Raw genomic sequence first — 17340 nt, 5'->3', positions numbered from 1 at the left:
CTCGAGCCTAGGAGGGTGGCGGCCCAGCGGGCAGATCCATTTTCGTCCCGCTCAGATGGGCCACTTTGAGCTCGGAAATTGGTCTGTGGATAACTCGGAATCGGGGTCGAAACGACGGCACCTTGTAGGTATGAGCTTCGAAAATCTCCCCGAAACGTGGTCCGACCAACCTCTCTCCGACCCGGCGCTGACCGCGGATGTCGTCGACCTCCTCGTGAGTCTCGGCGACCGCCAGCGCGGCACGTTCACTGTCGTGATCTGCGACAGCGACGACCGCTACCAGGCCGCCGTCGCCATCGACCTGCCCTCCGAGTTCAGGCACCTGATGCCGAGTCTGAGGCCGAGCGAGCTGTGCTCGACGGCCCTCGGCGCGGTCATGCCCGCAGTCCACACCGCCCCCGGCACGTCCCTCCTGCTCGCGCTCGGACGCCCGGGCCCCGACTTCTGGCCTGAGCTGGATAACGAGTGGGCCGAAGCCGCCACGCACATCTGCCATGCCGCCGGCGTCCGGCTGATCGGCTTCTACATCGCGTCGGCCAACCACATCTACCAGCCGTTGGCGGCGACCCATGCCGCCGCCTGAGTCAGCGGACGCCGCGGGGGCGGAATTGGATGCTGATGCGGGGGCCGACGTGGCCGGAGGCTTTGGGGATGGCGTGTTCCCAGGTGCGTTGGCAGGAGCCGCCCATCACGATCAGGTCGCCGTGGCCGAGCGGATACCGGACCGTCGAGCTCACCGGCCCGCTGGAGCCACCTGGCCGTGGTCGCAGCGCCAGCACGCGTGGTTCGCCGACGGACAGGATCGCGACCATGGTGTCCTCGTGGTTGCCGCGGCCGATCCGGTCGCCGTGCCAGGCAACGCTGTCCCGTCCGTCCCGGTAGAAGCACAACCCCGCCGTACGGAACGGTTCACCCAGCTCTTCGGTGTAGTGCGCACTGAGCAGGTCGCGAGCCTCGTCGAGGATCGGCAGCGGCAGCTCCTCGTTCTCCCCGTAGAAGCAGAGCAGCCGCGGCACGTCGACCACCCGGTCGTACATCTGCCGGCGCTCCGCCTGCCACGGCACGTCATGCGCCAGCCGCTCGTACACCTGATCCGCCCCGGTCAACCACCGCGGCAGTACGTCGATCCATGCGCCACGCCCGAGCTCCGTCCGCCGAACCTCGCTCAGCGAACCCAGCGCAGGATCCTCGAACGCATCCAGCAACGAGCCCTGAAGATCAGCACCCATGCCCCCACCATACCCGAGATTCGAACATCTGTTCCCCTCGACTTCCGGTCGCGTGCGCGCGGCGGGATCCGCGCGGATGATGGGCGGTATGACCGAAGATCCGGGCGGGGCGGGCCCTGCGGTCCGGGCGCAGCTCCTCGCCACCGAGCACTGGAGCCTGCTGGCCACGCGCAGCCAGACCTGGTCCGAGGTGATGGGCCGGATCACCGCCCAGTTCACGTTCGCGTCCGCATCGCTGGTCGTGCTCGCGCTCACGCTGCAGGTGGTCGGAGTGAACAACTCGTTCCGCATCCTCGCGGTATGGCTCGGGACCTCTGTGCTGATCACCGGTACGCTGACGGCGCTCCGCGTACGCAACGCGAGCCAGCAGGACCTGATGTTCGTCGCCGGGATGAACCGGCTGCGGGCCGCGTACCTCGAGATTGACCCAGGGATCAAGGACTACCTGGTGACCGGCTGGACGGATGATCCGGCCGGGATCCTGCGCACGTACGACATGGACGTGAAGCGCAGCGGCCTCTCCCACTTCCTCGCCAGCGCCTTCGTTTTCGCCGGCGCCGTGAACATCATCATCGCCGCCGGCCTCGGCGCAGTCCTCGCAAACACCGCCGGAACTGGCGGTCTAGGCACAGTCCTGGTAGGTGCCGCAACGGCCCTCCTATACGCAACCCTCGTCTTCCTTCCCGCCCACCACGGCTACCGCGCCGCCCTAACCCTCCTCGCCTCACACCCCACCGACAACGAGACCGATTGACCACACCCGCTGAGGACGGGACTCGCGCGGGTTGCGGCGTCGCGGCGGGTTACCCCGCGAGGTCCGGCGACGGGTGGGTCTCCTGTGTAGGCATGGAGTGGCCCGTCCTGTGCACGAGACTGCAATACGACGACCACGCTGCAGGAGGACGGATGACCAGACTGCTGATCCGCAACGTCTCCGTACTGATCGTGCCCGAGTCCGGCGAATGCCGAGTCGACCCAGCCCAAGACATCCACATCCACAACGGCCGCATCACCACCATCACCCCAACCACCATCACCGCCGGCCGTGCGGGGGAGGGGGTGGAGGTGATTGATGGGAGTGGGCTGGTGGCGGTGCCGGGGTTGGTCAATTCGCATACGCACAGTCCGATGGTGATGATGCGGGGTGCGGCGGAGGATGTGTCGATCGACGACTGGTTCAATCGGCGGATCTGGCCGATGGAGGTGAATCTGACGCCTGAGCGGGTTCGGGTCGGTGCGCGGCTGGCTTGTGCGGAGATGTTGCTTGCCGGCGTGACCACGTTCGTCGACCACTACTTCCACGCCGACCAGATCGCCGACGCTGCCCTCGAGTCCGGCATTCGCGCGGACCTCGCGCCCACCTTCTTTTCCTCCACCGGATCACCCCGATCAAGAGACTGCAATCCGTCGGCCTAACCATCGGCGTCGGCACCGACGGAGCGGCCGTCCACAACACCCTGGACGTCTGGGAATCGCTCCGCATGGTCGCCCTCACCCAGAAGCAGCGCGAGCAAGACGCCGAGTGGATGACGATCTCCGACACCCTCAGGCTCGCCACCAGAGGCGGCGCCGCAGCAGCAGGCCTCACCAACGAGATCGGAGCGATCGAAGTAGGCCGCCGAGCCGACATCGCCCTGGTCGACCTCTCCGGCCCGCACTGCCAACCCCTCCACGACCCAAGAGCCGCGCTCGTCTACTCCGCCCGCGCATCGGACGTCGTCACAGTCCTCGTCGACGGCGAGATCGTCGTACGCGATCGCCAGCTCATCACCATGGACCTGGACGAAGTACTCGCGGACGCCAAAGACCTGGCCCACACGCTCGTAGACCTGTCCAAAGGCGGCGCCGTCCAGCACTACGCCCCCTGACAGCAGTGCGCCCCAGCCCTTCGAAACAAGGGCCGGGGCGCACGTGACCTCAGCTGACCGTCAGTACCTTCGTGGCCGAGATCGCCTGAGCGTGGTCGAAATCAGCCGGGCACAGCAGCCGGTAAGAGTACTTGCCCGTGGTCTTGAAGAGGCCGAACGTGTAACCGCCCGAGCTGGTCAACTTGGTCGATGTGACCGTCTTCCAGGCGCCGTTCGTGTACTGCTGCAGGTACACCGTCTTGCCGGTGTGCCACGGGGTGACCTTCCCGGCGAAATACGAGAGCTGATGCGGCCGGACCGTTGCCGGCGACAACGACGCCGTGATCGCCGGCCGCACCTGGACGGTGACATACGGCGTACGGGTGCTCATCAGGTCCGCGTTGCCGCCGAACACGTAGGTGAACACCGACGACCGTGACGGCTTGTAGGCGTAGCTGAGCGCGCCGGTCGACGTCGCCTTGACCGTCGCCAGCCGCGTGAACGACGTCGCGCCGTTCGGCCGCACGTACAAGTTGACCGGCAGACCGGCGTACGCCTTGTTGTCGATCCGCAGCACGCTGCCCTTCAGCGTGACCGAGGTGCCGTTGGTGATCAGGGTCGACGTCGTGGCGATGCTGGACTTCATCCCGATCAGCCGGGTCACCGCGGCCGGGCTGACCTTGCCGCTGCGGTCCTTCACCCAGGCGGCCCAGGTGTACGTCACGCCCTGCTTCAGCCCGGTGTTCTTCACCGACGTACCCGTGCCGGCGTACACCTGCGTTCCGGTCGTCAGCGTCGGCACGGTGTTGCTCGCGTTGCGCCGGACGATGACCTGATCGAGGTCGCTCAGCGCCGGCACCGTCCAGGACAGGTTGGCCGCCTCGGGTGCACCGCTGGCATCGAACGACCCCACCGCGGGAGGAGCGTTGTCAGCAGTCGCAAAGACACTGCTGAACGTCGCGAGCGCAGTCCCGCCCGCGTCCTGCACACCACTGACGACGAGCTTGTACGGCGTGTTGTCCCGCAGCGCAGCCGACGGCGTGAACACCGCCTGCTTGGTCGCCGCGTCGTAGGAAACGCTGCCCGCAACCGCGGTGCCGGCCTTGGCGTTCACCAGCCGAACAGTGCTGCCAGTCACCGACGAAGCGAGCACCTCACGCGCGAACGTCACCGTCGGCTTGGTCGTCACCGCAGAACCGCGCCAGAGATCGTTCGGCGCCACGTTCCGCACCGGGTAGTCAACCGCAGCGCTCGATCCGCCCGCGCCGCCCTCTGTGATGCTCAAGGTGTAATAGCGACTGTCCCGCGACCCATTGTCGTTGCGTACGGCAATGAACGCGTCACCGGCCGGGACGCTGACGTCCACGGTCGCGGTCAGCGGCTGCTTGTTCTCCGGGTCGTAGTCGGCCGGGAACGGGTTCACCGCATGCCCCAGGGACTTCAGGTCGGCGTCGTATACGTCGACCCGTGGGCCGATGTTCGCCGGTACGTCGTAGTCGTAGACCGGGCCGGTCAGCTTCACCGTGAGGTTCCGCGCCGCGGCCGAGTTGACCTTGTACCAGTCGACCTCGCCCTCGGTGTTGATGGTGGAGCTGGTTCCGCTCGTCAGGGCCACGGCCCGAGCCGGCTGGTCGTTGCCGTCTGGCGTGTTGACCGCGAAGTCCGTGGTCCAGCGGCCGCCGAGAGCGGCGTACGCGTCCACGTTGCCGTAGCCGTAGTACGGATCGGCGCCGCGCGGACCGGCGTCACGCGCCGTGGTCTTGATCCGGGCCGCGATCTGCGCCGGCGTCCACGAAGGCCACTTGTTCTTCACCAGGGCTGCGATACCCGTGACGATCGGCGCGGAGCACGACGTACCGGTGCAGTACCAGTAGGGGTCGTAGCCGGCCGGGGTCATCGAGCGAACGCCGGTACTGATGATGTTCCAGCCGGGAGCAGCGACGTCGACCCAGTTGCCGTAGCTGCTGAAGTCGGTCAGCGCGCCACCCTCGTTGGCGGCCGCGACCGCGATCACCTCGGAGTACGACGCCGGGAACTGCGGTACGTCGGTCCCGTCATTGCCTGCAGCAACAACCACGACAACGCCCTTGGCGACGGCGTTCTTCACCGCGTCGTGCAGGACCGCGTTGTCACCCGGGCCGCCGAGCGACATGTTGATCACCTTGGCGCCGTGGGCAACGGCCCAGTCGATGCCCTCGGCGATGTCGTCGTCGTACCCGGAGCCCTCGGCGTCGAGCACCTTGACCGGCATCGCCTTGGCGGACCAGCCGACGCCGGCGATACCGATGGTGTTGTTGGTGTTCGCGGCGATGATGCCGAGCGTCATGGTGCCGTGGCCGTTGTCGTCCACCGGCGTCTGCGCGACATTCGTGATCGCGTTGTAGCCGGGCACGAGGCGGCCGGCCAGGTCCGGGTGACCGGCGTCGACACCGGTGTCGAGGACGGCGACGGTCTGGCTGCCGGTCGACTTCGACAGGTCCCAGGCCTGCGGCATGCGGACGGTGTTCAGGTACGGCGACTGGCCGACACCGTCGAAGACGGGGTAGTAGTCGTCGTTCGGCGTGGCCGAGATCCGGCGGACGTAGTTGAGCGAGGCAAGCTCGACCGTCTTGTCGGCCTTCACCTTCTTCAGCAGCTCCGGCGCTGAGACGCTGCCGGTCAGCTTGACCACACCGGCCGAGACCGAGTCCTCGGTCGTGGTCCGGAGCTTGGAGACCGCAGACTTCCGCGCGGACGCCGAGGCGGACTTCTTGAACTTGACCATTACCGAGTTCGGTTCGTACTGCGGTGTGGCGGGGGAGCGCTTCGTGGCGACCGGCGGCCGGTACGGACCGGGCTCAGCCGCGGAGCCGGAGGAACTGGCCAGCACGACCAACCCGCCTGCGACGAGGGCCGCGGGCACAGCGAGGCGCAACAAATGAACAGGGCGGAACATCAGGACCCCCCCAAGGGTCTCAAAGTGACAGTGGCCCGGAGTATGGCAGAGGTATGGATCGCTTCGTCCAACCGGCCCGATGTCAATAGCTGCAACTACGATCCACGGGACACCACCCTTGGAGGCGCGATGACGGCACCGACGTCTGATCTGACCGGCTGGACGCGGTCGCCGTTCACCGGCGCCGGGCTGACCTACGACTGCTTCGAGAAGGGCGAAGGGCCGGGCGTCGTGCTCATCCCCGAGATCCCCGGTCTGACTCCTGAGGTGCTCGGCTTCGGTGATCACCTCGTCGCGGAAGGGTTCACGGTCGTCATCCCGTCCCCGTTCGGTACGCCGGGACGCCCGGAGACCACCGGGTATGCAATGGGCGTCGTCGCCCGGATGTGCGTCACGAAGGAGTTCCGCGCGTTCGCCGCCGATGCCGAACGGCCGATCACGAAGTACCTGCGGGCCGTCGCCACCGAGCTGGCCGCGCGTACGCCGGGACGCGGGGTCGGCGTGATCGGGATGTGCTTCACCGGCGGGTTCGCGTTGGCCACGGCGGTCGAGGACGTGGTCAGGGCGCCGGTGCTCAGCCAGCCGTCGACGCCCTTCGCGGTCAGTGGCCGGCTGCGGCGCGACGCCGGGTTGTCGCGCCAGGAGCTCGAGGTGGTGAAGGAGCGGACGCGGACGGACGGTCTGTGCGTGCTGGGACTGCGGTTCAGTCATGACCGGATGTCACCGGCAGAGCGCTTCATGACCCTGCGCGAACAGCTCGGCGACGCATTCGAGGTGATCGAGCTCGACAGCAGTCCGGGCAACCCGGACCACTACCGCAAGTCGGCTCATTCGGTGCTGACCCGGGACCTCCGCGAGGACCCGCCGAACTCGGCCCTGAAGGCCCGCGCGCGTACGGTCGAATTCCTTCGCGAACACCTCATTGCGACGCCACAGTGACCGTGCGTACGGAAATGTTAAAGCCGCGTTGAGGAATGCAAAGCGTGTGATTACGCGGACGCAGAGTGGGGAATTGGGCCGGAGTCGGGGGCGGATCGTTGCGGTGTGCAAGTGAGGGGGAGCGGTGGGTGACGCTGGGTGATTTCCTCTGGTCGCGGGTACCTGAGACATGGCACGATCGGCCACCGGAGGTACATCAGGGGGAGCATGGCCATGGCCACGCAGAACAGTGAGGCTGCATGAACGGGCGGACAGCACAGGAAAGCCGGCTCCCGGTGAAGGAGAACGGCACCGCGGCGGCCAACGGAACCAACGGTCACGCTACGCAGCCGGAACCTCACCTCGATCCGGTCCCTGTGGACGAGACGGCCGCCGACCCTATCGCCGAGAAACCAGAAGAGCACTGGACGACTCAGGTCGCGTCCGACACCCGCGTGAACGGTACGGCGTTCGGCGAGTTCAACACGCCCGTCCGCGTCGACGAGATCGCCCTCGCCGCGATGGCGCTGTCGGAGAACCTCGAGGCCGCCACCCGCGGTATGCCGGAGACCGTCGAGCTGCGCCGCTTCCGCCGGGATCTCGACCAGGCCGCGAGCACGTTCCGGGCCCTGGCTGGGAAGCTCGAGGCGACCGCCGGCGGCTTGGTCCGCCTGGCCGCGAACGAAGGCCAGTCCTGTGGCGTCGGCTGGGGCGTCTGCCCTGAGCACGGCCTGACTCTGATGAACGTCGGTGAGAGCGTCAGCTGCCGTGTCCTTGGCTGCCACCTCGAGAACGAAGGCGCCGTCGAGCGTTGCGAGCACCCGGTCGCCTACCGCGTCGTCGACGCCGCCGGTCCGGCCCTGCTCACCTGCGCCGGCCACGCGATCGCCTGCCGGCTCTACTTCGAGAACGCCGTCATCACCCTCGCCTCGGACAGCCTCGAACTCTTCTGAGAACTCTTCCGAGAACCATGGCCTCACCTCTTGACGCCTGACACGCGCCGTACTTAGTTTGTTGGATCAACAGACTAAGTCTCGTCGGCGGCGAAGGGGTGGCGCGGATGACGTTGAGCGGAGGCAGTCGCCCGGGCAGCCGCGTCGTCGCCGCGGATCACGTGTCGCTGCGCCGCAACAATCTCTCCGTCGTACTGCGTCACGTCCGCGAACTCGGGCCACGGTCGCGCGCCCGCATCGCCGCCGACACCGGCCTCAACAAAGCGACCGTCAGCAGCCTCGTCGCCGAACTCGTCGAGCGCGGCTTGCTCCGCGAAGGCATGGCCGACTCCACCCGGGCCCTCGGCCGCCCCGGACAACTCGTCGAACTCGACGGCAGTGGAGTGTGCGGCGTCGGCGCCGAGATCAACGTCGACTACCTCGCCGTCACCGCCCTCGACCTGGCCGGCGACACCGTCAGCGAGCGCCGCGTCCCCATCGACGTCGCCCACCTCGACCCGAGTACGACGCTCGACCGGCTGGCCGAGCTGATCCACGAAGCAGTGGCCGCAGTGGATGCGCGCAATGGTCAGTTGGCCGGCGTGACACTCGCCGTTCCCGGTCTTGTCCAAGGCCACACCGGCGAGCTCAAGCTGGCCCCGAACCTCGGCTGGAGCCAGGTCCCGGTGATCCGGGAGATGCGTCGGCGGCTCGGCGATCCGTCGTACCCACTGCATGTCGACAACGAGGCGAATCTCGCCGCACTGGCGGCGTACTCGGAGATGCACAAGGTCGAGCCGGTGCAGGACATCGTGCTGCTGACCGGTGCGGTGGGTGTCGGTGGCGGCGTGGTGTCGAACGGGCATCTGCTGCGCGGCGGGCACGGCTACAGCGGCGAGGTCGGGCACATGCCGGTCGCGCCGGACGGCAGGGTCTGCGGCTGCGGCCGGACCGGTTGCTGGGAGACGGTCGTCGGCCTGACCGCACTGTTGCACAAGGCAACAGATGAGGACGACCCGGTCCGCGATCCGTCGCTGGACGTCGAGCAGCGACTGGCCGAGATCACCGCGCGGGCCGAGGCCGGCGAGCCTCGGACGCTGACCGCTCTCAGCGAGGTCGGCAACTGGCTGGGGATCGGCGGAGCGATCCTGGTGAACGTCCTGAACCCGGACGTCCTCGTCCTCGGCGGCTACTTCGCCGTCCTCGGACCCTGGCTGCAGGAGCCGCTCGAGGCCGCGATCCGCGACCGGGTGATCGCCCCGGACGGCGGCGGCTGCCGGGTGGTCCGCTCCGAGCTCGGCTTCACCGCGGCGGTCCGCGGCGGCGCGCAGATCTCGCTCGACCAGGTCTTCGTCGATCCAACCCTGATCGGCCGCGAGGAAGCCGGGGTGGCGCAATGAACGACCTGCTCACGATGACCGGCATCGTCAAGGAGTTCCCCGGCGTACGCGCGCTTGACGGCGTGGATCTCGACGTACGACGAGGTGAAGTGCACTGCCTGCTCGGCCAGAACGGCGCCGGCAAGTCCACCCTCATCCGCGTGCTCACCGGCGCACACCAGCCTGATGCCGGCACGATCCACCTCAACGGCGAAGAGGCGCGGCTCAACAGCCCGACCGACGCGATCCAGCGCGGGATCGCCGCGATCTACCAGGAACTCGACCTGGTGCCCGAGCTGACCGTTGCCGAGAACATCTTTCTCGGCCACGAGCCGGCCCGCTTCGGCTTCAGCCGTAGGCACCAGGCGACCAGCCGCGCCCGCGAGATCCTGCGCAGCCTCGGCCACAGTGAGATCCCGCCGCACCGGACCGTCGGATCGCTCCCGGCCGCCGGGCAGCAGGTGGTCAGCATGGCCCGGGCGCTGTCCCGCGACGCCCGCCTGATCGTGATGGACGAGCCGTCCGCGGTGCTCGACCCCGAGGAGGTCGCGAACCTGTTCCGGGTGATCCGAGGCCTCACCGAACGCGACGTCGCGGTCGTCTACATCTCGCACCGGCTCGAGGAGATCCGCCAGATCGGCGACCGTGTCACCGTGCTGAAGGACGGCGCCACCGTCGCCACCGGCCTCGACGCGCGCGAGACGCCGACCAAGGAACTCATCCGGCTGATGACCGGCCGTTCGATCGAGTACGTCTTCCCGCCGCGACGCGAGATCCTCGGTACGGCGCCCGTCGTACTCGAGGTGGCTGACCTGACCAGGCCGGCGGAGTTCGCCGACATCGGCTTCACCGTCCGGGCCGGCGAGATCCTCGGGCTGGCCGGGCTTGTCGGCTCCGGGCGTTCCGAAGTACTCGAGACGGTGTACGGCGCTCGCCGGGCAGCGACCGGATCAGTCCGGGTCGACGGCCGGCTGTTGCGCTCGGGCAGTGTGCAGTCGGCAGTGAAAGCCGGAGTCGGGTTGGCGCCGGAGGAGCGGAAGAGTCAGGCGCTCCTGCTGGATGAGGCCGTCTACAAGAACATCACGGTTTCGACGATGCAGCGGTTCGCCAGCGCCGGCTTCCTGAACGGTCGCGCCGAGCGTGAAGCGGCCGCGGAGCTGGCCAGGGCGTTGGATGTCCGTCCTTCCGGTGTCGAGCATCCCGTGCGCAACCTGTCCGGGGGCAACCAGCAGAAGGTCGTGCTCGCGCGCTGGTTGCTGCGCGACTGCCGCGTGCTGCTGCTCGACGAGCCGACGCGCGGTGTCGATGTCGGTGCGCGGTCAGAGATCTACGCACTGATCCACAAGCTGGCCGCCAATGGCGTCGCGATCGTGCTGGTCTCCAGTGAGGTAGAGGAGGTGCTCGGTCTGGCCGACCGAGTCGTCGTACTGCGGGAGGGGCGGGCCGTCCACACGGGGCCCGCGCAAGACATCGACGAGCACCAGGTCCTCGACCTGGTGATGGAAGGGAGTGTCGCGTGAGTGAGGCCCCTGAGCAGACCGCATCGACGCAGGCGACCGTCACGCAGCCTGCGGCGGCGCGGGCGCCCAACCTGCTGAGGAGTGGCGCGGGACGCAATGTCGGCCTGGTGGTGGCATTGGTCCTGCTCTGCATCGTCGGCATCGTGACTGCGGGGGACAGGTTCGCGAGCGGTGCCAACGTGCTGACGATCCTGCGGCTTGCCGCGGTCATCGGCGTGGTGAGCATCGGGATGACGTTCGTGATCACCGGCGGCGGGATCGACCTGTCCGTCGGCGCGATGGTCGCGCTCGCCTCGGTCTGGGCGACCACACTCGCCACGCAGCAGCTGGCCGCGGACTTCCACTGGATCATGATGGTCAGTACGGCGCTTCTCGTCGGCGCCGCGTGCGGTCTGGTCAATGGGCTACTCGTTGCCTACGGCAAGATCGTGCCGTTCGTCGCGACACTGGCGATGCTGGCCGCCGCGCGTGGTCTGGCCGAGATCATCTCCGACCGCCGGACGCAGATCATCACGGTCAACCCGTTCGTCGACTTCTTCGGTGGTTCGCTCATCGGCGTACCGGTGCTGGTGTGGATCTTCCTGCTGGTCGCCGCGGCCGGTTGGGTGCTGCTCAACCGGACGACGTTCGGCCGCCGTACGTTCGCCGTCGGCGGCAACGCCGAAGCGGCCCGGCTGGCCGGCATCAAGGTCCAGCGGCACACCGTCGCCCTCTACATCCTGCTCGGCCTGTGCTGCGGGATCGCCGCCGTGATGCTGATGGCCCGTACGACGACCGGCAGCGCGACGCACGGCCAGTTGTACGAGCTGGACGCGATCGCCGCGGTCGTCATCGGCGGCACGCTGTTGTCCGGCGGCCGAGGGACAATCGTCGGCACCGTGTTCGGCGTACTGATCTTCACGACGCTCAACAACGTCTTCACCTTGAACAACCTGAGCATCTCCGCTCAGTCAGTGGCCAAGGGCCTGATCATCGTGATCGCCGTCCTTCTCCAGCAGCGTCTGGCCGCTCGCACCACCCGCCCATAGAAGGGGGACAATGATGTCCGCACGTGCCGCCCGCTCCTTATTCAGCACAGCCATTGCCGGTCTGAGTGTGCTCGCTCTGGTCGGCTGTACCAGCAACACACCCGAGGCCGAGAAGAACGCGCCCGCCACTCAGGCCGTCGCCAAAGGCAAGAACGACGAGCCGGGCAAGAAGGTGCGGATCGGGTTCTCCGCGCCGGCCGCCGACCACGGCTGGATGGGCGCCATCACCAAGGCGACCCAGGCGGAGGCGAAGAAGTACTCCGACATCGAGCTGATCGTGGCCGAGGGCACCAACGACGTGAACCTGCAGATCAGCCAGGTGGAGACCTTCATCAACCAGAAGGTGGACGCGATCGTGTTGCTGCCGTTCGACGGCGCCGCGCTCACGCCGGTCGCGACGAAGGCGATGGAGGCCGGGATCACCGTGGTCAACGTCGACCGCGAGTTCGACAGCCCGTTCGCCGCGCGTACGACGATCCTCGGCGACAACTACGGCATGGGCGTCTCGGCCGGCACCTATGTCTGCCAGCAGTTGAAGGGCAAGACGGACGCGGTGGTCGCCGAGATCGCCGGGATCGACTCGCTGCCGCTCACTCAGGACCGCAGCAAGGGCTTCAAGGAGGCGCTGGCCGACTGCGGGCTGAAGGTGAGCAACCGGGTGGCGGCCAAGTTCACCGTCGAGTCCGGTGAGGAGGCCGCGGCGAACCTGTTGCAGGCGGCGCCGAAGATCGACGCGATCTGGAACCACGACGACGACCAGGGTGTCGGCGTGATGGCGGCGATCAAGAACTCGGGCCGTAAGGAGTTCTTCGTCGTCGGCGGCGCCGGTTCGGCGAACGTGATGCGGGACATCAAGTCCGGCAACAGCTTGCTGCGAGCAACCGTCATCTACCCGTCCACGCAGGGTGCGGACGGCGTCCGGCTGGCCCGGCTGCTGGTGCAGAAGAAGGCCCTCGGCGACCTGGTGGAGGTCGAGGTCCCGCGCACCATCCAGCTGTTCGCGCCGGTCGTCAGCAAGGACAACGTGGACCAGTACCTGCCCACTGCCTTCGAAAGCTAAGGAGAGTTATGACGAACCTGGGCATCGGCCTGATCGGCTACGCGTTCATGGGCGCGGCCCACTCGCAGGCCTGGCGGAGCGCGCCGCGCTTCTTCGACCTGCCGCTGCAGCCGGACATGAGCGTCCTCTGCGGCCGGAACGCCGAGGCTGTCGAGGCCGCCGCGACCAAGCTCGGCTGGAAGGAGACCGAGACCGACTGGCGCAAGCTGCTCGGCCGCGACGACATCCAGCTGATCGACATCTGTACGCCGGGGGACAGCCACGCCGAGATCGCGATCGCCGCACTCGAGGCGGGCAAGCACGTCCTGTGCGAGAAGCCGCTGGCGAACACGGTCGAGGAAGCCGAGCAGATGACCGCGGCGGCCGAGGCGGCCAAGGCCAAGGGCGTCCGGTCGATGGTCGGGTTCACCTACCGCCGGGTGCCGGCGATCGGGCTGGCTCGCCAGCTGGTTGCCGAGGGCAAGATCGGCACCGTCCGGCACGTCCGGGCGCAGTACCTGCAGGACTGGATCGCCGACCCGGAGGCCCCGCTGTCCTGGCGGCTGGACAAGGAGAAGGCCGGCTCGGGTGCGCTCGGCGACATCGGCGCGCACATCATCGATCTGACGCAGTACATCACCGGTGACAACATCGCCGAAGTGAGCGGTCAGCTGGAGACGTTCGTCAAGGAGCGCCCGGTCGCCGCCGAACACTCGGGTCTGGCTGGTACTGCGGGCACCGAACGCGGACCGGTGACGGTCGACGACGCGGCGGTGTTCCTGGCCAGGTTCGGCTCCGGCGCGCTCGGTGTGTTCGAGGCGACCCGGTTCGCGACCGGCCGGAAGAACGCGATCCGGATCGAGATCAACGGCAGCCTGGGCAGCCTCGCGTTCGACTTCGAGGACATGAACCTGCTGCACTTCTACGACGCGACCGAGGACGCACGCACCGCCGGCTTCCGCCGCATCCTCGCCACCGAGTCCGCCCACCCGTACGTCGGAGCGTGGTGGCCGCCCGGCCACCTGCTCGGTTACGAGCACGGGTTCACCCATCAAGCCGTCGACCTGGTCACCGCGATCGCCGAAGGCGCCGATCCGACCCCGTCGTTCGCCGACGGGCTGCGCGTCCAGCGAGTGCTGGCCGCGATCGAGGCCAGTTCGACTTCACGTCAATGGCAGGAGATTCCTGAATGAACGCGTTTACCCCGACCAAGGACGACAAGTTCTCCTTCGGTCTGTGGACGATCGGCTGGCAAGGCGTCGACGTCTTCGGTACGGCCGTCCGCCCGCCGATGGACCCGATCCACGCGGTGGAGAAGCTCGCGGAGCTGGGCGCCTCCGCGATCTCGTTCCACGACGACGACCTGGTGCCCGACGACAACACCCGGCAGCAGGTGCTCGAGCGGTTCACCAAGGCGCTGGCCGACACCGGCATCGTGGTGGAGATGGCGACCACGAACCTGTTCGCCCACCCGGTCTTCAAGGACGGCGGCCTGACCGCCAACAATCGCTCCGTACGCCGGTACGCGCTGTCGAAGCTGCTGCGCAACCTCGACCTCGCGGCAGAGCTGGGCGCGTCGACGTACGTGCTCTGGGGCGGTCGCGAAGGTGCGGAGTCGGGCGGTTCGAAGGACGTCCGCGCCGCGCTGGATCGCTACAAGGAGTCGATGGACCTGCTCACGGCGTACGTCCGGGAGAAGGGCTACAACATCCGGTTCGCGCTCGAGCCGAAGCCGAACGAGCCGCGCGGCGACATCCTGCTGCCGTCGATCGGTCATGCCATTGCCTTCATCAACGATCTCGAGGACCCCGAGCTGGTCGGGCTCAACCCCGAGGTCGGGCACGAGGAGATGGCCGGGCTGAACTACGCGCACGGCATCGCGCAGGCGCTGTGGCACGGGAAGCTGTACCACATCGACCTCAACGGGCAGCACGGTCCGCGGTTCGACCAGGACCTGCGGTTCGGGGCCGGGAACCTGCGCGGTGCGTTCTGGACGGTCGACGTACTGCAGGGGTCCGAGGGCCGGCCCGGGTACGACGGCTACGTCCACTTCGACTACAAGCCGCCGCGGACCGAGGACGAGGCCGGCGTGTGGGAGACCGCTCGGGCGTCGATGCGGAACTACCTGATCCTGCGGGACAAGGTGAAGGCGTTCCGGGCCGACCCGGAGGTGCAGGAGGCCGTGGCCGCCGCCCGCGTCGCCGAGCTGTCCGAGCCGACGCTCGGCGAGGGCGAGACGCTCGAGGACCTGCGCAACGAGAAGTTCGACCGGGACGCGGTGGCCGAGCGCGGTCTCGGCTTCGAGCGCCTCGACCAGCTGGCGATGGAGCACCTGCTCGGCGTCCGCTAATCACGCTGTGACGGCGCCTCCGTCCTCTGCGGGGGCGCCGTACTCACTGAAGGGAAGCTCGTATGGCTCGACCGATCACGCTGTTCACCGGCCAGTGGGCCGACCTGCCGTTCGAGGAGGTGGCCCGGCTGGCGTCCTCGTGGGGGTACGACGGGCTGGAGATCGCCTGCTGGGGCGACCATCTCGACGTACGGCGTGCCGCCGAGGACGACACGTACGTCCGCGACCGGCTGGACATCCTGGAGAAGTACAACCTCAAGCTGTGGACGATCTCCAACCACCTGCTCGGGCAGGCGGTCTGCGACGATCCGATCGACCAGCGCCACCAGGCGATCCTGCCCAAGCACATCTGGGGCGACGGCGACCCCGAGGGTGTCCGGCAGCGGGCCGCCGAGGAGATGAAGACGACGGCCCGGGCAGCCCGGGCTTTGGGTGTCGACGTGGTGGTCGGGTTCACCGGGTCGTCGATCTGGAAGACGGTCGCGATGTTCCCGCCGGTCCCTGCTTCGATGATCGAGGCCGGGTACCAGGACTTCGCGGATCGGTGGAATCCGATTCTCGATGTGTTCGACGAGGTCGGCGTACGGTTCGCACACGAGGTGCACCCGTCGGAGATCGCGTACGACTACTGGTCGACGACCGCGACTCTGGAGGCGATCGGGCACCGTGAGGCCTTCGGGCTCAACTGGGACCCGTCGCACTTCGTCTGGCAGGACCTCGACCCGGTCGGCTTCCTGTGGGACTTCAAGGACCGGATCTACCACGTCGACTGCAAGGACGCGAAGCGCCAGGTCGGCAATGGCCGCAACGGCCGGATGGGTTCGCACCTGGCCTGGGGCGACCCCCGGCGCGGCTGGGACTTCGTGTCGACCGGGCATGGCGACGTACCGTGGGAAGCCTGCTTCCGGATGCTGAACACGATCGGGTACGACGGGCCGATCTCGGTCGAGTGGGAAGACGCCGGGATGGACCGCCTCGTCGGTGCCGCCGAGGCGGTCCAGTTCGTCCGTTCGCTTGCTTTCGACCCGCCTTCTGCGTCGTTCGACGCGGCGTTCTCTTCTTAGAGGTTTCTGAAGAACGCTTGGAGGTCCTCGATCACGAGCTCGGGGACCTCCAGGGCGGCGAAGTGTCCGCCACGGTCGAACTCTGTGTAGTGGACGACGTTCAGCTCCCGTTCGGCCAGCCTGCGGACCGTGCTGTCGCTCGGGAAGACCGCAAGCCCGGTTGGCACGTCGCAGCGAGTTGTTAGGGTGGTCCAGGACGACTGGGCCTCGCGGTAGATCCGTGCTTGTGATCCGGCCGTGCCGGTCAGCCAGGTGAGCGTGACGCTGTCGAGGATCTGATCGTTGCCGATGACACCTACTCGGTGACCGTAGTCGTCGTACCACTCGAGGTTCCAGGCCAGCTGACCGACGGGGGAGTCGATCAGGGCGTAGGCGAGCGTCTGCGGGCGAGTGGCCTGGATTTGTGCATACCCGGACCGTTCGCTGTTCCATCTCTCCAGCCCGCTCAGCCGCTGGCGTTCGGCATCCGTCAACTCCTCGTCGCCGGTCGGGAATGCCAGGAAGCCGTCGAGGTGCAGGCCGATCACCTTCTTGGGTGCGTGGCGCGCGAGGGCCGGGCCGATACGTGCGCCCCAGTCGTAGCCGTGGACGCCGTACTGCTCGTATCCGAGCTGCTCCATCAACGTCGCCCACGCTTTGGCGATCCGCTCGACTCCCCAGCCGGTCGCGGTCGTCGGGCCGGAGAAGCCGAAGCCTGGCATGGTCGGGATGACCAGGTTGAATCCGCTCTCTGTCAGCGGCTCGATCAGCTCGAGGAAGTCGCTCGCGGCTCCAGGCCAGCCGTGCAACAGCAGTAGCGGGGTGCCTTTTGACTTCGTGTGGATGAAGTGCACTCGCTGGCCGTCGATCTCGGTCACGTACTGCGGGTGCGCGTTGAGCCGCTTCTCGAACCGCCTCCAGTCGTACGACGTACGCCAGTACTCCGCCAGTTGCTTCAGCCGGCCGCGCTCGAGGCCGTACGACCACTCGACGTCGGGCAACTGATCAGGCCACCTGGCCGACTCGAGCCGCCTCTGCAGCTCGTCGAGCTCAGCTTGTGGAACCTCTGCCTGGAACTCTCTCATGGTTCGACCGTAGGAGGAGTAGCGGACAGCGAATG

At 67.7% G+C, this 17340-nt stretch carries 16 protein-coding genes; 13 read left to right on the top strand and 3 right to left on the bottom strand.

The features are described 5' to 3' along the window. The first annotated feature begins 130 nt into the window (after positions 1 to 130). Positions 131 to 583, top strand: coding sequence for a hypothetical protein (locus tag EV646_RS09015; protein ID WP_132145903.1), 453 nt, complete (start codon positions 131 to 133; stop codon positions 581 to 583). A 1-nt stretch (position 584) separates the two neighbouring features. Here EV646_RS09015 and EV646_RS09010 read toward each other — a convergent pair whose 3' ends face one another. Continuing rightward, positions 585 to 1229 carry an alpha-ketoglutarate-dependent dioxygenase AlkB gene (locus tag EV646_RS09010; protein ID WP_132145901.1) on the bottom strand — a complete coding sequence of 215 codons (645 nt, stop codon included), beginning with the start codon at positions 1227 to 1229 and terminating at the stop codon, positions 585 to 587. An 88-nt stretch (positions 1230 to 1317) separates the two neighbouring features. Between EV646_RS09010 and EV646_RS09005 the strand changes: the two genes are divergently transcribed. The 3 genes from EV646_RS09005 (at position 1318) to EV646_RS39940 (ending at position 3097) form a co-directional block, all read left to right on the top strand. Continuing rightward, positions 1318 to 1983, top strand: a complete 666-nt coding sequence (locus EV646_RS09005) for a hypothetical protein (RefSeq protein ID WP_132145899.1) — start codon at positions 1318 to 1320, stop codon at positions 1981 to 1983. Between the two features lie 152 nt (positions 1984 to 2135). Beyond that, positions 2136 to 2645, top strand: coding sequence for an amidohydrolase family protein (locus tag EV646_RS39945; RefSeq protein WP_241995619.1), 510 nt, complete (start codon positions 2136 to 2138; stop codon positions 2643 to 2645). Next, complete coding sequence (locus EV646_RS39940) at positions 2609 to 3097, top strand: amidohydrolase family protein (protein WP_241995665.1); 489 nt, start codon at positions 2609 to 2611, stop codon at positions 3095 to 3097. Before EV646_RS39945 ends, EV646_RS39940 begins: the two co-directional genes overlap by 37 nt. 49 nt (positions 3098 to 3146) lie before the next feature. On the opposite strand, the gene EV646_RS08995 is transcribed toward EV646_RS39940, so the two are convergent. Continuing rightward, complete coding sequence (locus EV646_RS08995; protein ID WP_199236880.1) at positions 3147 to 6011, bottom strand: S8 family serine peptidase; 2865 nt, start codon at positions 6009 to 6011, stop codon at positions 3147 to 3149. 129 nt (positions 6012 to 6140) lie between these two features. On the opposite strand from EV646_RS08995, the gene EV646_RS08990 reads away from it, so the two are divergent. The 9 genes from EV646_RS08990 (at position 6141) to EV646_RS08950 (ending at position 16241) form a co-directional block, all read left to right on the top strand. After that, entirely contained in the window at positions 6141 to 6950 is an 810-nt protein-coding gene (locus tag EV646_RS08990; RefSeq protein WP_132145897.1) for a dienelactone hydrolase family protein, read from the top strand. A 239-nt stretch (positions 6951 to 7189) separates the two neighbouring features. Then, positions 7190 to 7882, top strand: coding sequence for a hypothetical protein (locus EV646_RS08985; protein WP_132145895.1), 693 nt, complete (start codon positions 7190 to 7192; stop codon positions 7880 to 7882). Positions 7883 to 7989: 107 nt separating this feature from the next. Beyond that, positions 7990 to 9261, top strand: coding sequence for an ROK family transcriptional regulator (locus EV646_RS08980; RefSeq protein WP_132145893.1), 1272 nt, complete (start codon positions 7990 to 7992; stop codon positions 9259 to 9261). Further along, a complete protein-coding gene (locus EV646_RS08975; RefSeq protein ID WP_199236879.1) occupies positions 9258 to 10760 on the top strand; it encodes a sugar ABC transporter ATP-binding protein in 1503 nt (500 codons plus the stop codon). The genes EV646_RS08980 and EV646_RS08975 overlap by 4 nt, the downstream gene beginning before the upstream one ends. Beyond that, a complete protein-coding gene (locus EV646_RS08970; protein ID WP_132145891.1) occupies positions 10757 to 11788 on the top strand; it encodes an ABC transporter permease in 1032 nt (343 codons plus the stop codon). The genes EV646_RS08975 and EV646_RS08970 overlap by 4 nt, the downstream gene beginning before the upstream one ends. Positions 11789 to 11801: 13 nt before the next feature. Further along, positions 11802 to 12848: a substrate-binding domain-containing protein gene (locus EV646_RS08965; RefSeq protein WP_132145889.1), complete on the top strand. Its 1047-nt coding sequence runs from the start codon at positions 11802 to 11804 to the stop codon at positions 12846 to 12848. Positions 12849 to 12856: 8 nt separating this feature from the next. Then, positions 12857 to 14020, top strand: coding sequence for a Gfo/Idh/MocA family protein (locus tag EV646_RS08960; protein WP_132145887.1), 1164 nt, complete (start codon positions 12857 to 12859; stop codon positions 14018 to 14020). Further along, complete coding sequence (gene xylA, locus EV646_RS08955; RefSeq protein ID WP_132145885.1) at positions 14017 to 15177, top strand: xylose isomerase; 1161 nt, start codon at positions 14017 to 14019, stop codon at positions 15175 to 15177. Before EV646_RS08960 ends, xylA begins: the two co-directional genes overlap by 4 nt. Positions 15178 to 15239: 62 nt before the next feature. Then, the gene (locus EV646_RS08950; protein ID WP_132145883.1) at positions 15240 to 16241 is read left to right on the top strand and encodes a sugar phosphate isomerase/epimerase family protein; all 1002 of its coding nucleotides are present in this window, start codon (positions 15240 to 15242) and stop codon (positions 16239 to 16241) included. Here the strand turns inward: EV646_RS08950 and EV646_RS08945 are convergent. Continuing rightward, complete coding sequence (locus EV646_RS08945) at positions 16238 to 17305, bottom strand: epoxide hydrolase family protein (RefSeq protein WP_132145881.1); 1068 nt, start codon at positions 17303 to 17305, stop codon at positions 16238 to 16240. The two genes, EV646_RS08950 and EV646_RS08945, sit on opposite strands and share 4 nt — an antisense overlap. Positions 17306 to 17340 lie beyond the last annotated feature (35 nt).

The organism is Kribbella antiqua, from assembly GCF_004345665.1.
Taxonomy (GTDB): Bacteria; Actinomycetota; Actinomycetes; order Propionibacteriales; family Kribbellaceae; genus Kribbella; species Kribbella antiqua.
This window is presented reverse-complemented; position numbering and strand designations above follow the sequence as displayed.

Coding starts and splice junctions, on each gene's coding strand:
- EV646_RS09015 (WP_132145903.1), top strand. CDS start 131: ATGAGCTTCGAAAATCTCCCCGAAACGTGGTCCGACCAACCTCTCTCC.
- EV646_RS09010 (WP_132145901.1), bottom strand. CDS start 1,229: ATGGGTGCTGATCTTCAGGGCTCGTTGCTGGATGCGTTCGAGGATCCT.
- EV646_RS09005 (WP_132145899.1), top strand. CDS start 1,318: ATGACCGAAGATCCGGGCGGGGCGGGCCCTGCGGTCCGGGCGCAGCTC.
- EV646_RS39945 (WP_241995619.1), top strand. CDS start 2,136: ATGACCAGACTGCTGATCCGCAACGTCTCCGTACTGATCGTGCCCGAG.
- EV646_RS08995 (WP_199236880.1), bottom strand. CDS start 6,011: ATGTTCCGCCCTGTTCATTTGTTGCGCCTCGCTGTGCCCGCGGCCCTC.
- EV646_RS08990 (WP_132145897.1), top strand. CDS start 6,141: ATGACGGCACCGACGTCTGATCTGACCGGCTGGACGCGGTCGCCGTTC.
- EV646_RS08985 (WP_132145895.1), top strand. CDS start 7,190: ATGAACGGGCGGACAGCACAGGAAAGCCGGCTCCCGGTGAAGGAGAAC.
- EV646_RS08980 (WP_132145893.1), top strand. CDS start 7,990: ATGACGTTGAGCGGAGGCAGTCGCCCGGGCAGCCGCGTCGTCGCCGCG.
- EV646_RS08975 (WP_199236879.1), top strand. CDS start 9,258: ATGAACGACCTGCTCACGATGACCGGCATCGTCAAGGAGTTCCCCGGC.
- EV646_RS08965 (WP_132145889.1), top strand. CDS start 11,802: ATGTCCGCACGTGCCGCCCGCTCCTTATTCAGCACAGCCATTGCCGGT.
- EV646_RS08960 (WP_132145887.1), top strand. CDS start 12,857: ATGACGAACCTGGGCATCGGCCTGATCGGCTACGCGTTCATGGGCGCG.
- xylA (WP_132145885.1), top strand. CDS start 14,017: ATGAACGCGTTTACCCCGACCAAGGACGACAAGTTCTCCTTCGGTCTG.
- EV646_RS08950 (WP_132145883.1), top strand. CDS start 15,240: ATGGCTCGACCGATCACGCTGTTCACCGGCCAGTGGGCCGACCTGCCG.
- EV646_RS08945 (WP_132145881.1), bottom strand. CDS start 17,305: ATGAGAGAGTTCCAGGCAGAGGTTCCACAAGCTGAGCTCGACGAGCTG.